The following is a 15,311-nucleotide window of genomic DNA, read 5'->3' as shown; positions in this document are numbered from 1 at the left end:
TTAAATTGTTTAAAAGTTTATATTTTATCTTCAAAAAACATTTAAATAGCGCTAAATTTTAAATATTTATTGATAAAAAGTTGGATCCTTAATGTTTGCATTGTTAAAGCCATTTATCCTAAGTACGCATGCATCACACTCGCCACAAGCCTCTCCATTTGAGTTAGCTAGGTAACAGCTAATAGTTTGTGAGTAGTCAACACCAAGACTTAATCCTTTTTGGATGATCTCTGCTTTAGTCATACTAATTAAAGGCGTTTTAATTTCAATTTTTTCACCTTCAACAGATTGCTTTGTTGCCAGATTTGCCATATCTTCAAATGCTTTAATAAATTCAGGCCTGCAATCAGGATAGCCAGAGTAATCAAGAGCATTAACACCAATATAAATTTTTTGACAGTCAATTACTTCAGCCCATGCTAGTGCAAAAGATAAGAAAATAGTATTTCGGGCTGGAACATAAGTGACAGGGATTTCATCACTTTTAGAGTACTTTGGAACATCTATTTTGTCATCTGTTAAAGCAGAGCCTCCAATATCAGCAAGGGAGATTTTCATAATGCGATGCTCTACCACTTTAGATTGCTTGGCAATAGTTTTTGCAGATTCTAGCTCAGAGCGTTGCTTTTGACCATAATCAAAACTTAGCGCATAACATTCAAAATCATGAGCTTTTGCAATTGCAAGTACGGTTGTTGAGTCTAAGCCGCCAGATAACAAAACAATCGCTTTAGACATTTGCCAGATTACCTTTGGTCTCTAACCAAGATTTACGGTCTGAAGCTCTTTTTTTAGAAAGCAGCATGTCCATAGTTTCTGCAACCTGAAGTGGGTGATTAAGAGTCAACTGAATTAATCTTCTAGTATCTGGCTGCATGGTTGTTTCTCTAAGCTGCTTTGGATTCATCTCACCTAATCCTTTAAATCTTTGAACTTGAATTTTTTGACGACTATTTTCCTTTGCAAGTTTGGCTTCAAATGCATCTTTCTCTTTATCATCTAGGGCGTAGAATACCTGCTTTCCTGCATCAATCCTATATAGAGGCGGCATTGCCACATAGACATGACCTTCTTTAACTAGCTTAGGAAAGTGCTTAACAAATAAAGCGCAAATAAGGGTAGCAATATGAAGTCCATCTGAGTCAGCATCAGCTAAGATACAAACCTTTCCATATCGAAGTCCAGAAAGATCACTATTATCAGGCTCTAAGCCAATTGCAACACTTATATCATGAATTTCATTTGAGGCAAGAACTTGAGAAGAGTCAACTTCCCATGTATTAAGAATTTTACCTCTAAGTGGTAATATGGCTTGATACTCTTTGTCTCTAGCCTGTTTTGCTGAGCCTCCAGCAGAGTCTCCTTCAACTAAAAAAACTTCAGTTTGATCGAGATCAACACTGGTGCAGTCAGATAGCTTTCCAGGAAGCGCTGGCCCACTTACGATTTTTTTTCGAATAACTTTCTTAGCAGTTTTTAATCTGATTTGAGCATTAAGGATAGCTAGTTCAGCAATTTTTTCAGCTATATCAGTATGCTGATTTAGCCATAAACTAAATGAATCTTTAACTACTCCTGAAACAAAAGAGGCGCACTCACGTGAAGATAGTCTTTCCTTTGTCTGGCCTGAAAACTGCGGATCAAGAATTTTAATTGACAATACAAAGGCAATATTTTGCCAAACATCATCAGGCGTTAATTTAATATTTTTTGGTATAAGGCTTCTGAACTCACAAAACTCTTTTAACGCATCTGTTAATCCAGATCGGAGTCCATTAACGTGAGTTCCTCCGCCAATTGTAGGAATCAAGTTTACAAAGCTTTCAGCCGTAGTATTTGTAGTATTTTCAGTCCAAGTTAGTGCACAATTAAGCTGCTCCTCTTTTGTTTTACTAGAGATTAAAAAAGGTATTGCGGGAATGCAATCTAGCCCATCTAGAGAAGCTTGAAGGTAGTCTTTAATGCCATCTTCAAAAAGCCATTTATCTGTTGTTTCATCAATTTCGTTTACAAAGTTAACTTCAAGCCCAGGGCAAAGTACTGCTTTAGAGCGAAGATTATGCCTTAAGTTTTTGATAGAAAACTTTACGGTATCAAAATATTGAGGATCTGGCGAGAACTTTATTAAAGTTCCAGTATTTCGCTTACCAACCTCTTCTATTTCCTCTAAATCTTTTGATTTAGCGCCTGATTCAAATTGCATATAGTATTGCTTTGAATCTCTTTTTATCCAGATTTCAATTGAAGTCGATAGGGCGTTCACAACAGAAATTCCTACTCCATGAAGTCCACCAGAGAATTGATAAGAATCATTTGAGAACTTGCCGCCAGCATGAAGTTTTGTAAGGATAACCTCAACAGCAGGTGTTCCTTCTTTTGGATGAATATCTACAGGTATTCCTCTGCCATTGTCTTCAACAGACATAGAATTATCTTTATGAAGAGTTACGTTGATTTGAGTTGCATAGCCTGAGACAGCTTCATCAACACTGTTATCAACTACTTCTTGAGCGAGATGATTTGGACTTTCAGTATCGGTATACATTCCTGGGCGTTTTTTGACTGGCTCCAGGCCAGTTAGTACTTCTATTGATGACGCGTCGTAATTAGACATATGATGTATTGGTTGTAATTGGCTGACATAATACCAAAAAAAGCCCCAAAAAATGGGGCTTTTTTTATAAAGACAAATAGTTTTACATCATGCCTGGCATTCCACCACCCATGCCGCCCATATCAGGCATTGCAGGTCCAGAATCTTGAGGCTTATCAGTAATCATTGCTTCAGTAGTTATCATTAAACCAGAGATGCTTGCTGCATGCTGAAGCGCTGCGCGAGAAACCTTAGTTGGATCTAAGATACCCATCTTAAGCATGTCGCCATATTCTTCAGATGCCGCGTTATAGCCAAAGTTTCCTTTACCTTTTAAGACTTCATTTAAAACGACAGAAGCTTCGCCTCCACCATTAGAAACGATTTGTCTAAGAGGCTCTTCTAAAGCGCGCCTGCAAATACCAATTCCAACGTCCTGGTCACTGTTATCACCCTTAAGTGAGCTCAGTGATGAGATAGCGCGAACAAAAGCAACGCCACCGCCTGGAACAACACCTTCTTCAACTGCAGCGCGTGTAGCATGAAGCGCATCATCAACACGGTCTTTTTTCTCTTTCATTTCAACTTCTGTCGCTGCACCAACTTTAATTACTGCAACACCACCAGAAAGTTTAGCTAAGCGCTCTTGAAGCTTTTCTTTATCATAATCAGAGCTAGTAGCTTCTATTTGAGTTTTAATTTGGCCAACACGGCTTACAATAGCTTTTTTAGCTCCTGATCCATCAATCAAAGTTGTATTATCCTTACCAATTTCAATACGTTTTACAGTTCCAAGATGCTCTTCAGTAACACCTTCAAGTGATAAGCCAACTTCTTCAGAAATAACTGTAGCTCCAGTAAGAACCGCTATATCTTCTAATATAGCTTTACGGCGATCACCAAATCCAGGTGCTTTAACGGCAGCTACTTTGACAATGCCACGCATGTTATTAACAACAAGAGTTGCAAGCGCTTCACCTTCAATATCTTCGGCAATTATTAGAAGTGGTTTGCCAGCTTTTTGAACTGCTTCAAGTGCTGGCAGTAAGTCACGAATGTTTGCAATTTTAGAATCATGAAGTAAAATATATGGATGCTCTAAATCAGAAGTCATAGATTCTTGATTGTTTATGAAGTATGGAGAAAGATATCCACGATCAAACTGCATTCCTTCAACAACATCAAGTTCATTTTCAAGTGTTGAGCCTTCTTCAACAGTAATTACACCTTCTTTTCCAACTTTTTCCATTGCCTTAGCAATAATTTCACCAACAGATGTGTCTGAATTTGCTGAAATAGTTGCAACCTGAGCAATTGCTTCGCTATCTTTACAAGGTTGAGATGCTTTTTGTAACGCTGCAACAACAACTTCGGTAGCCTTATCAATGCCTCTTTTTAGGTCCATAGGGTTCATTCCTGCTGCGACTGACTTAACCCCTTCTGAGATTAAAGACTGAGCTAGAACAGTTGCTGTAGTAGTTCCGTCACCAGCAATATCATTTGTTTTAGATGCTACTTCTTTAACCATTTGAGCGCCCATATTTTCAAACTTACCTTCAAGTTCGATTTCTTGAGCAACTGAGACACCATCTTTAGTAATTGATGGAGCACCAAATGATTTATCAATAACTACATTTCTTCCTTTTGGTCCAAGCGTTACTTTAACTGCATTTGCAAGTGTATTAACACCTGACATCATTAAATCTCTAGCTTCTGAGCCGAATTTTACGTCTTTTGCTGACATTATATTTCTCCTTTATTCTTCAATTACTGCAACAATTTCATCTTCGCTCATCACTAGAAGCTTTTCTTCTGCTACAGTGATTTCCGCACCTGAGTATTGACCAAACATTACTATATCGCCAACCTTCACATCCAAAGGAATTAAATCTCCTTGGGTACTAATTCTACCATTTCCAGCTGCAACAACTTCACCTCTAGAAGGCTTTTCAGTTGATGAATCAGGGATAATTAAACCACTTGCTGTTGTTTTCTTTTCTTCTACTCTTCGTACAATGACACGGTCATGTAAGGGACGGATTTCCATATTCTCTCCTGGTGTTGAACTACAAAATTTGTCGTTAAAGGTTTACTTGGCCTTCTAGACGTTCTTTAAGCTTTTTAATAGCTTTGTTTTCAAGTTGACGAACCCTTTCAGCAGAAACACCATACTTGTCTGCTAAAGTATGTAAGGTCAATTTTTCTTCTTTCAAGTACCTTGCTTGTAAAATATCGATACTTCTTTCATCTAAAGAAGAAAGTGCTTGATAAAGCTTATTATGTTGATCTTCTTGGTTTTTATCATTTAATACTAATTGTTCAGGATTTTTACCAGGATCTGAGATGTAGTGCTCTGGAGTATAAGTATCATCGTCATCATTAACCTCAAAAGCAACATCGTTGAGCTGAAGCCTAGATTCCATTTCAATAACATCTTTTTCTTTAACGCCAAGATCTTCTGCAATTATTTTGGCTTGCTCACTTGTAAGAGATTGAAAAATATTTGCCTTTGCTTTTCTGAGTTTAAAGAAAAGCTTTCTTTGTGCTTTAGTTGTTGCTACTTTAACAATTTTCCAGTTTTTAAAGATGTATTCATGAATCTCTGCACGAATCCAATAAACAGCAAAAGAAGATAACCTAACTTTTTTATGAGGGTTAAAGCGTTTAACCGCTTTCATTAAACCAATCGTGCCTTCTTGAATTAGGTCAGCATTTTCAAGGCCATACCCTTTATAGCTATGCGCAATAAAGGCAACGAATCTCATATGAGCAAGAACAAGTCTTTGTGCGGCCGATAAACTGCCATTCTCATAGAGTTCAATAGCCAACTCATATTCTTGCTCTGGAGTTAGAATTGGCGGGTACTTTTGTACCTCTAGATCTCTAGATGTGTTTTTTATCGATAATGCAAAATCACTCATAAATTTACTTAAAATGATAATTTAGGGCTAAATTATACCAAATTTTTCAGTTATATCAATTTTTTAAGTAGTTTTTTGTGTTTGATTGACTGCTCTTCTAAAGACAGGTGAGCGCGCTGAGATAGATTATTTGAAGAGGATATTATTGACTCTAAATCAGCTAAAGCAGCATTAAAATTGTCATTAATGACTAGATAATCAAACTCACTATAATGACTCATTTGATTTTCTGCATCCAGCATTCTTTTTTTGATGATTAGCTCATCATCTTGAGCCCTATTCTTAAGCCTTAATTCTAGTGCTTCTTTTGAAGGTGGTAAAATAAATATACTAATTGCACTAGGTAAGTTCTGCTTAACTTGATGAGCGCCTTGCCAGTCAATTTCCAGGATGACATCTATGTTATTGTTCAGATTGTCATTAATTAGTTTTTTAGAAGTCCCATAGAAGTTTTCAAAGACTTCAGCATGCTCAATAAATGCATCATCACTCACCATTTTTTGAAATTCAGCAACTGAAACAAAATGATAATTAGTTCCATTAACCTCACCGGCTCTAGGCTTTCGTGTCGTATGAGATATTGAGACGCGCAAGTTTTTAGTATTATTAATTAATGACTCAACAAGAGATGTTTTTCCGCATCCTGAGGGAGCTGCTACTATAAATAGATTAGACATCTTTTAATCAAATTTCCATATAATTATTTTGGTATATAACCCTCAATTTGATCAATGTCTTGCTCTGAAAAAAAGTAATTTTCCATTTGTTCTTTTAGGTAGCTCTGTGATGACTCATCAAATAAGTTTAAATTATTTTCATTAATTAACATAGTTTGGTGATCAAGCCACATTTGCCAAGCCTCTTTAGAGACTGAATCCAGAATCCTTCTACCAAGATCACCAGGGTAGGGAGGTCTTTCTAGTCCTTCTAGCTTTGTATCTAATTTAATGCAGTGAACTTCTTTCATAATTGTTTTAATCTAACTCCAAGTGTATAAAGCGTTAAAAAATATATAGCTATTGAAATGGTAATAGTTTTTGAAATAAGTATAGTCCTCTCTATTAGAGAGGATTCAAGATAAAGACTTATACTTGAATCAAAGTAATAAATATACAGCGACATTATAGTGACTGCAAATATTACTTTAACTAGCATTTTATAAAAAGCAATATGAAACCTAAATATTGACTGCTTTATTAAGAAAAAATATAGAATTGCAGCATTAATTAGCGCTGAGATTGATGTTGCGGCTGCTAAGCCAACATGATCAAAGTACTGAACTAATATTAAATTTAAAACTATATTTGAAACCATTGCAACTACGCCAGCTTTAACAGGAGTTTTAGTGTCTCCTCTTGATAGAAAAATTGGCGCAAAGATTTTTATTGCAATGAAAGCCATTAAGCCAGAGCCATATGCCTGAAGACTTAAAGATGTTTTTTTAGCAGATAAGGCATCAAATGCATTATATTGAAAAAGCGTAATTATTAGTTCTTCTGCAAGCAGAACTAATCCAGCACATGCAGGAAGTCCAAATAAAATTGCATATAAAAGAGCTTTATCAATTGTATTTATAAAGTTTTTAGTGTCATTTTTTGCATGATAGTTACTCAGTTTTGCCAATGCAACAGTTGCTAAAGCTATTCCAATTAAAGCTAAAGGAAGCTCTAGCAACCTATCTGAATAATATAGCCATGAGACACTTCCAGCTATAAGGGTTGATGCAATCATTGTGTCAACCAATAAATTAATTTGAGATACTGATACGCCAAACAAAGCTGGAAGCATTCTCTTTCTAAGTATTGAAAGTGCCTTATGATGACCAAACTGTAATTTAGGTAGTCGTTTTATTTTTCTTAAAAATGGAATTTGAAAGCCAAGCTGTATAAATCCTCCAATAAGAACACCCCAGGCTAGTGCCATAATTGGCGTGGACAAGTATTTAGATAAAAATACAGCGCTAAGGATTAATGAAACATTTAGTAATACTGGAGTAAATGCTGGAATTATAAAATTATCATAAGTATTAAGGATGGATCCAGATAAGGCAGTAAGAGATATTAAAAGCAAATAAGGAAAAGTAATTCGAAGCATATCAGAGGCTAAATTAAACTGAGTTGCATCAGCTTTAAAGTAGAACCCCCATGCAAATAAAAGTATTATGATTGGCGCAATTACAATTGCAATAAGGGTAATGATCATAAGTATGCTAAGTAATTTAGTAGCAATATGATTAATTACTAATTGAACCTCTTCATCAGATTGATTAGCTTTTGACTCTGCCAAAATTGGCAAAAAGGCTTGTGAAAAAGCGCCTTCGGCAAATAGACGCCTAAAAAAGTTAGGTATTCTAAACGCTACTAAGAATGCATCAGTTAGCTCATTAGCTCCAAAGAGCCTTGCAATAATAAAATCTCGAACTAGCCCTAAGATTCTTGAAATAAAGATCATTGCAGCGACAATGCTGCTGGACTTTATGAAAGACTTAGACATAACAGAAAATGCTATCTATTCATCAACTGGGCCGCGCATGATGCCCACTCTTGAGTTTCGTATACATTCTACAAATTGCATAACTTCGTGACTGTCAGATTCTGATGCTTCAAGCTCACTTAGTGCATGGTCAAGAAGTCTGCCTTGAGAGTCACGATAAACGACCTTAAAGGCACGTTTTATAGATGAAATTGAGCTTGCACTAAAACCTCTTCTCTTCATTCCAACAGAGTTAATGCTTCTTATTTTTGGATGGATGCCAGCTGCAACCATGTAGTCAGGGATATCTTTATTAATTTGACTACCCATTCCAGCGTAAGAATGTCTTCCAATGCCACAAAACTGTTTAACTAAAACAAAGCCACCAAGTATGGCCCAGTCTGAAATTCTAACATGACCAGCTAGTGAGGCGTTATTAGACATAATGATATGATCACCGAGTTGACAGTCATGTGCAATATGAACATACGACATGAGCATATTATTTGAGCCAATTCTTGTTAAAGAGTTCTCTTTTTCAGTGCCTCTGTTAATTGTGCAAAACTCTCTAATCATATTATCATCTCCTATTACTAGATTGCTTTCTTGCCCATCTTGATAAGTAATGTCTTGAGGATCACCACCAATAGAAGCAAAGGAGTAAATATGATTATTTTTACCAATTTTCGTAGGGCCAGCAATTACAGCATGAGAATCTATTACTGTACCAGCGCCTATTTCAACGTTAGCCCCGATAACAGCGTAAGCTGAGATTATGGCACTTTTATGAATTTTAGCGCTTTCATGAATAATGGCAGAAGGATCAATAGACATAATTATTATTCAGCAGATTTTTGAGTACATAAAATTTCAGCAGAAGTAACTAATTTACCCTCAACTGAGGCCTTGCAGCTGAATTTCCATATGCCGCGTTTAACAGTAATAATTTCAGCATAAATTTCTAGTTGATCACCTGGCTCTACCATCCTTTTAAAGCGAACTTTATCAACACCTACTAACATGTAAATTTGACCAGTTTGTGGTTTTCCAACCTCAGATTTAAAAGCTAATATTCCAGTTGCTTGTGCCAAAGCCTCAATTATTAGGACTCCAGGCATAATAGGCTGGTCGGGAAAGTGGCCAGTAAAATGTGGCTCATTAAAGGTAACATTTTTTATAGCTGTAAGACTTTTTCCCACTTCAAGGTTAGTAACCCTATCAATAAGCAAGAAAGGGTAGCGGTGAGGTAGAAAATTTTTAACCTCATTAATATTCATTTTCATAGAATTATTTAATATCTTTTAATTTAATTTTTAGTAGAGTAGCAATTTTATCAAGTTTTGTGAGCCATACTCCTGCCTTTTTCCACTCTGAATGAAGCATAAGAGGAACAAAACCAGTATAAATTCCTGGTTTTATTATATTTCTATTGACTGTGCTTGTCGCATTAACTATAACATCATCAGTTATTGTTAGATGGTCAACAATGCCAACCATGCCGCCAATCATGCATCTTTTTCCAATAACAGTAGTTCCAGCAATACCCGTTTTTGCTGCAATAGCAGTATCACTTCCAATAATTACGTTATGAGCTATGTGAACAAGATTGTCAATTTTTACTCCACTATGAACTTCAGTATTATCGATAGAGCCTCTGTCAATAGTTGTATTAGCGCCGATAGATACTTCATCACCAATAATCACATCTCCAAGGTGAGCAATTGCATGCCACCGGTTGTTTTGATCTCTTGCATTTCCAAAGCCTTCAGAGCCGATAACTGCGCCAGATGAAATTACACATTTTTTACCAATTTCACACCCTTTGTGGATTGTTACATTTGATTCAATTAGTGAATTCATGCCAATAGTTACGTCATCTTCAATTACACAATTTGCTCCGATAGAGGTATTTTTACCAATAGTTACATTTTTACCAATAATACAACCTGGAGCAAAATCAACTTTACTGTAGGAATTTATTACTTGTGAAGTTGTTTGAAGATGATTAATGTTTTGATAATTCTTAAATTCATGCGTTAATAACGCATAAGCTAAAGAAACATTTTCAACTAATAAAGCATTAGAAGAACAATGCTCAATAAGTTTTTTATCAACAATTATAGCACCAGCATTTGAGCTAATTAGAGATTTTTGATACTTCTGACTTACTGCATGAGAAATTTGATCTGAAGTAGCATTGTCTAAAGTATTCATTCCTATAATTTCTTTAGAAGAATTTCCATAAACTTTGGCATCTATTAGTTTAGCAATTTCTTTAAGAGTAAACATCATAATGAATTATTTAGAATTCTTTGAATTACTTTATTAGTAATGTTAACTTCATCACTTACAAAGGCGGCATTTTCATAAAGAATTAAATCATAGCTTTCAGAAATCGCCAGGTCATTAATTGTGTTGTTGATTAGGAGTTCAATTTTTTGAAGTAATTCGATTTTTTTAGTATTCATCGTTTCTTGCCAATACTCTGTTTCTTTCTTAAAACTTTCTTCAAGTAAAGTAAGTTTAGATAATTCTATTTGAAGATTCTCTTTTTTTTCAGTATTATTTATAGCGTTAACTTTTGCTCTAAGAAGTTCAATGTGTTTGAATAAGCTTAGTAATTCTAGTTTTTTTGGCTCAAACTCTTCAGATATTTGGCCTACACTTTGTTGATATTGAGGTAAGTTATTAATAACTTTTTGCGTATCAATATAGCCAATCTTAACTGTGTCAGTCCATGCAGAAAAAGACAGTAATACTAAGCAAGATATAGCTAAAATCCTCATGAAAATTTTAGAAGCCAGTACCTATAGATAACCCAAAGTCTTCAGTAATATCACCTGATTTTTTCAGAATTGGAGTTGAAATGAAGCCTCCAATTGATCCAATTGGGCTTAAGTATGCAAATCCAAATCCTGCAGACATTCTTATGTCGCCAAGTTTAATGTTTGAACTTTTTTCATAGATATTTCCTGTATCTATAAACACACTCATCCTCATTTTTTCATTATCTTCAAAGAAAAAAGCAGGTGTTATTAAGTTTGCACTACCAAGTATTGAAATTTCACCACCTTTTGCTTTTCCATTTGGATAAAGCGGTCCAAGCGTTTTATTTCCAAAACCTCTAATAGATCCTGACCCTCCTCCAAAATGTCGCTTATAGAAAGGCAGTTCTTTACCACCATAGCCCTTTGAAAGGTTCAAATTACCAGTAAGTTTTAGCGTTGTTGTTGAATTAATAGGAGCATAACTCGTATGATCAGCACTTATGTTGAAGTACTTATAATCACCAAGAGGGAGAGATATTCCCAAATTCAAAGAATTATTAACACCTTCTGTTGGGTACATATAATTATTTAGTGTATTTTCACTCCAACTAATATTTGTCTTAAATTCATCATTACTTTTTGAAGCGCACTGACTTGACTCATATCCCGTTCCTGCAAAAAGAGTGCTACACTTGATATCATTTTTTGAGTATTCTAGGTCGGCATTAATTCTAGTATTATCACTAAGAGGAAGGCCATATCCAAAACTAATGCCAGTTGAATCAATCTCATAAGAGTTTGCCGCTACTTCATCATTATCAATTTCACTTTTGAATGCACCGATACTTAAACTATGGCCTTCATCGTTAAAGTTTGGATTCATGAAATAAAAACTAACTTTGTTAAATGATTTTGCAATTTTCAGGTTGGCATTAAGAGTATTTCCAGATCCAAATATATTTTTTTCTTGAATTCCAGCACCAAAAGAGACACCATAATTATTACTATGACTCATTGAAAAGCTTACCGATCCAGTTTGAGTCTCTTCTACATTAAAGTTAATATCAATCTTATCACTCATCCCTTTAACTTCAGAAGTAGAGATTTGAACATCTGAAAAATAACCTAGTCGCCTTAAGTTGAGTAAAGATTTCTTAAGTATGCTTCTAGAATATAAGCCGCCTTCTGAGATTCCAATTTCTCTTCTAATGACTTCATCTTGAGTGCGAGTATTTCCTGTAATAGTTATTCTATTGAGGTAAGTTTTTTTGTTTAAAGAGATCTCAAAATTAATATCAACAGAGTCCAATAAATCTGACGTAATAGGATTAATTTCTACAAAAGCATAACCCTGATTGGCATATAGGTCAGTAAGTGTCTGGATGTCATTGATAATGAGGTTTCGGTTAAATACATCACCTTTTGACATAGAAATAGTATTATTAAGTTCGCTTTCACTTATATTACCAAGCTCTCCTTTAAATGAAACATCCCCAAGTTTGTATTGGATACCTTCAGTTACATCAATAGTAATGGATAGCCTCTCTTTGTTTTCATTAAGGTCAGACTGAACATCAAGAACCTTGAAATCTAAATAGCCTGAGTCAAAATATGTTTGTGTCATTGTTTCAATTCCATTTCTTAATTTAAAATCGGTGAAATCATCTTTATTTGTAAAGTAGTTTATTAGAGCCATATCAGGCTCACCTATCGTAAATAATTTCAAAAGTTTCTTTTCAGAAATCTTATCTGAGCCAGTGATAACAAATGAATCTATAGTGGCTCGATTTCCTTGAGATACAATTAGCTCAATTCCAGCTCTATTTTGGGTGTCTATTTCAATATTTTGAATAATTTTTGAGTTGAAATATCCAGCTTGAGAGTATTTAGATTTAAGGAGTAATAAAAAATCTTCTAGTTTTTTTTCTGTAAAAATATTTCCTGTTGAAAGCTGGTTTTCAGTAATCTGCTCATTTAATATTTCAGAAGTAAAGTGTATTTTTTCACCTTTGAGCCAGGTGGAAAAGGCTGAGCTTGAGTCTAATTCAATCTCTAAATACTTTATTGTTGAATTTTCTTTTAACGTAATGTCAAGTGATTTTTCATTTTTAACAATACTAATATTTTCAAATAACCCAGTTTTAAATAGAGATTCAATGATTTGATCACTGACATAAGGTGAAAAGTTTTGACCAGTCTTAAAAGGCATTAAGGACAATAAAGTGCTTTCAGAGGAATTGTTCAGCCCAATAAAATTAATTTTATTAATTGGATTGGCGAAGGCTTGTGTTGTAAAAAATAATAAAAGAAGAGCTAAAGACTGAATAAATTTATTTTTCATTTTTTTTTACCTGAATTAATTAATTTTTTATTTGTTTTAATTGTAATAATAAACATAAATAGGCTTAACTGTAATTTTAACAAAATTACCAATCATATTGTCAAAGTAAAGCTAAAAATTCTATTGCTAGTATTTGGAGGCTAGATTTGAACTTCATGGAAATTGTTGCTGTTATTTTTATTTTCAACTCGGTTGATGTAATCTAGCCAAAGCTCATCTTTTTTGCTACCAAGATTATACAAATTACTCCACGAGTATATCCCAGTAGTATGGCCATCACTGAAATGAATTGCTATTGCATAATTTCCCATTGGAACAAGTGTTTGAATAAAAACATCTTGCTTATCAAGCTGAAGAGTTTCTTGCCCAGGACCATGGCCCTGAACTTCTGCTGATGGAGAATAAACTCTGAGATACTCACTTGTCATAGTGTAATCAGTACCATCAAATCTTACAGTGAGAACCTTTTTATCTTTACTAAGAGTAATATTGCTTGGTGTATTCATTATTATTATGTGTTTTTAATTATCTTTAGATTTTAGCATAGCAGTATCTAAATAAATCATGATACAAAAGGTTAAAATATTAATCATGATATATTTTACAAAAATGCATGGTCTAGGAAATGACTTCGTAATAATCGATAATATTGATGGGGATGTTAGTTTATCAACTGAAGAGATTCGAAAATTATCTGATCGTCGTTTTGGGATTGGCTTTGATCAATTACTAATGGTTGAGAGTTCATCATCAAAAGATGTTGACTTTCGTTATGTGATATTTAATGCTGATGGCTCTGAAGTTAACCAATGTGGAAATGGCGCAAGGTGCTTTGCTCTTTATATTCAGAAGAAAAATTTATCTTATAAGAACCCACTTTCTGTTGAAACTAATACTGGCATTATGGTTTTAAGAGTCAACAGTGATGAATCTGTTAGAGTTGAGATGGGTGAGCCAAACTTTCTTCCATCCATAATTCCTCTTAATGCTATTGAAGAGAGTTTTGAGTATTTTGTTGAAGGCTTTAAAGTTGGATCTTTATCTATTGGAAATCCTCATGCTATTTTGATTTTGGATGACATATCTGATATAAACTCTACTGCATTAAAAATTCAATCCTCTGATGACTTTCCTGAGGGTGTCAATGTTGGGTTTATGAAGGTATTAAGTAAAGATAAAGTTCAGTTAAGGGTTTTTGAGAGAGGGGTTGGCGAGACACTTGCTTGTGGCTCAGGAGCCTGTGCAGCTGTGATTCATGGTATTAGGCTTGGAATGCTTAATTCAAAGGTAAAAGTGCGCTTAAATGGCGGCAATGCAATGGTTGAGTATGATGGTAAAAAAGTTTATCTTACTGGTCCTGGAGAGTTTGTTTATGAAGGCTCGATTAATCTGAGAAGTGCACCATCCTAATTAATCTCTAATGATTTTTGTGAAATATAATTATGGTTTGTTAAATCATAGGCTGTAAGCCTGTCACCCCACACGCACCCATGATCTAGAGGGTAAATATTTTCAGAGTCGACATCTTTAAGAGATGACCAGTGCCCAAAAAATATTTCTTCATCAGCCATCAGTCGGTTTGAATGCAAAAACCAAGCTTCAAAGTTTTCTGGGTTTTGATCAACGTTTAACTTATGCTCAAATTCAAGCTCACCATCTTCTTTGCAAAAACGCATTCTCATTAAGGCGTTTATTGTATAACGAGAGCCTTCTTCATTAGAAAGGTTACTAGACCATTTATTGGGATAATTACCATACATTTTGGATAAAAATTCACTCACATTTTTTGATTGAAGGCTCTTATGAACTACCTCTGCATTTTTGATTGCATCTGACTTGCTCCATTGAGGTGGGACTCCTGCGTGAACAAAGAGCGAATCTTTATGTTCAATTAAAAGTCGCCTAGTAAGCAGATAGTCAAGTAGAACATTTTTATTAGAAGCAGACAATATGTCTAAGAACGTGTCATTCTTGTTAGGTTGGCGCTCAGTTAGTGCACAAACTAGTAGATGAAAATCATGGTTACCAAGAACCATGTCCATGTTATCTTGATTTGATTGAATAAAGCGGAGCGTTTCAAGTGAGTTATTCCCTCGATTAACAACATCACCTAGAAAGTACAATCGATCTCTATCAATATTATAATTAATTTTATTTAAGAGCCCTTTAAGGCTTTTAAAACAGCCTTGAACGTCACCAATGGCATAGTCCATGTG

General features: G+C 34.8%; 16 protein-coding genes. 1 reads left to right on the top strand and 15 read right to left on the bottom strand.

Annotated features, from left to right (window positions below):
• Window positions 1–66: 66 nt before the first annotated feature.
• The 14 genes from queC to ABXT44_RS04865 form a co-directional block, all read right to left on the bottom strand.
• A complete protein-coding gene (gene queC / locus ABXT44_RS04930) occupies window positions 67–738 on the bottom strand; it encodes a 7-cyano-7-deazaguanine synthase QueC (protein ID WP_416686159.1) in 672 nt (223 codons plus the stop codon).
• Complete coding sequence (parE, locus tag ABXT44_RS04925) at window positions 731–2,614, bottom strand: DNA topoisomerase IV subunit B (RefSeq protein WP_416686158.1); 1,884 nt, start codon at window positions 2,612–2,614, stop codon at window positions 731–733. The genes queC and parE overlap by 8 nt, the downstream gene beginning before the upstream one ends.
• An 82-nt stretch (window positions 2,615–2,696) precedes the next feature.
• On the bottom strand, window positions 2,697–4,337 hold the full coding sequence (groL, locus tag ABXT44_RS04920; RefSeq protein WP_416686157.1) for a chaperonin GroEL: 1,641 nt from the start codon (window positions 4,335–4,337) through the stop codon (window positions 2,697–2,699).
• Between the two features lie 12 nt (window positions 4,338–4,349).
• A complete protein-coding gene (locus ABXT44_RS04915; protein WP_416650812.1) occupies window positions 4,350–4,640 on the bottom strand; it encodes a co-chaperone GroES in 291 nt (96 codons plus the stop codon).
• 34 nt (window positions 4,641–4,674) lie between these two features.
• Window positions 4,675–5,514 carry an RNA polymerase sigma factor RpoH gene (gene rpoH / locus ABXT44_RS04910; RefSeq protein ID WP_416686156.1) on the bottom strand — a complete coding sequence of 280 codons (840 nt, stop codon included), beginning with the start codon at window positions 5,512–5,514 and terminating at the stop codon, window positions 4,675–4,677.
• Between the two features lie 50 nt (window positions 5,515–5,564).
• Window positions 5,565–6,191 (bottom strand): guanylate kinase, encoded by a 627-nt coding sequence (gene gmk, locus ABXT44_RS04905; RefSeq protein WP_416686155.1) that lies wholly within the window; start codon window positions 6,189–6,191, stop codon window positions 5,565–5,567.
• A gap of 23 nt (window positions 6,192–6,214) precedes the next feature.
• Entirely contained in the window at window positions 6,215–6,481 is a 267-nt protein-coding gene (locus ABXT44_RS04900; RefSeq protein ID WP_416686154.1) for an oxidative damage protection protein, read from the bottom strand.
• A complete protein-coding gene (gene murJ / locus ABXT44_RS04895) occupies window positions 6,478–8,007 on the bottom strand; it encodes a murein biosynthesis integral membrane protein MurJ (protein WP_416686153.1) in 1,530 nt (509 codons plus the stop codon). The genes ABXT44_RS04900 and murJ overlap by 4 nt, the downstream gene beginning before the upstream one ends.
• 15 nt (window positions 8,008–8,022) lie before the next feature.
• Window positions 8,023–8,820: an acyl-ACP--UDP-N-acetylglucosamine O-acyltransferase gene (gene lpxA, locus ABXT44_RS04890; protein WP_416686152.1), complete on the bottom strand. Its 798-nt coding sequence runs from the start codon at window positions 8,818–8,820 to the stop codon at window positions 8,023–8,025.
• A 5-nt stretch (window positions 8,821–8,825) separates the two neighbouring features.
• Entirely contained in the window at window positions 8,826–9,269 is a 444-nt protein-coding gene (fabZ, locus tag ABXT44_RS04885; protein ID WP_416686151.1) for a 3-hydroxyacyl-ACP dehydratase FabZ, read from the bottom strand.
• 4 nt (window positions 9,270–9,273) lie between these two features.
• The gene (lpxD, locus tag ABXT44_RS04880) at window positions 9,274–10,278 is read right to left on the bottom strand and encodes a UDP-3-O-(3-hydroxymyristoyl)glucosamine N-acyltransferase (protein ID WP_416686150.1); all 1,005 of its coding nucleotides are present in this window, start codon (window positions 10,276–10,278) and stop codon (window positions 9,274–9,276) included.
• The gene (locus tag ABXT44_RS04875) at window positions 10,275–10,772 is read right to left on the bottom strand and encodes an OmpH family outer membrane protein (protein ID WP_416686149.1); all 498 of its coding nucleotides are present in this window, start codon (window positions 10,770–10,772) and stop codon (window positions 10,275–10,277) included. Before ABXT44_RS04875 ends, lpxD begins: the two co-directional genes overlap by 4 nt.
• 7 nt (window positions 10,773–10,779) lie before the next feature.
• Complete coding sequence (gene bamA / locus ABXT44_RS04870; protein WP_416686148.1) at window positions 10,780–13,095, bottom strand: outer membrane protein assembly factor BamA; 2,316 nt, start codon at window positions 13,093–13,095, stop codon at window positions 10,780–10,782.
• Window positions 13,096–13,235: 140 nt separating this feature from the next.
• Complete coding sequence (locus tag ABXT44_RS04865) at window positions 13,236–13,601, bottom strand: gamma-butyrobetaine hydroxylase-like domain-containing protein (RefSeq protein ID WP_416686147.1); 366 nt, start codon at window positions 13,599–13,601, stop codon at window positions 13,236–13,238.
• A gap of 82 nt (window positions 13,602–13,683) precedes the next feature.
• On the opposite strand from ABXT44_RS04865, the gene dapF reads away from it, so the two are divergent.
• On the top strand, window positions 13,684–14,505 hold the full coding sequence (dapF, locus tag ABXT44_RS04860) for a diaminopimelate epimerase (protein WP_416688434.1): 822 nt from the start codon (window positions 13,684–13,686) through the stop codon (window positions 14,503–14,505).
• Here the strand turns inward: dapF and ABXT44_RS04855 are convergent.
• Window positions 14,502–15,308: a symmetrical bis(5'-nucleosyl)-tetraphosphatase gene (locus ABXT44_RS04855; RefSeq protein WP_416686146.1), complete on the bottom strand. Its 807-nt coding sequence runs from the start codon at window positions 15,306–15,308 to the stop codon at window positions 14,502–14,504. The two genes, dapF and ABXT44_RS04855, sit on opposite strands and share 4 nt — an antisense overlap.
• Window positions 15,309–15,311 lie beyond the last annotated feature (3 nt).

It is taken from the genome of Candidatus Pseudothioglobus sp. Uisw_041, assembly GCF_048087625.1.
Lineage (GTDB): Bacteria > Pseudomonadota > Gammaproteobacteria > PS1 > Pseudothioglobaceae > Pseudothioglobus.
The sequence above is the reverse complement of the archived record's forward strand: the minus strand, read 5'-3'. Positions and strand labels throughout refer to the sequence as shown.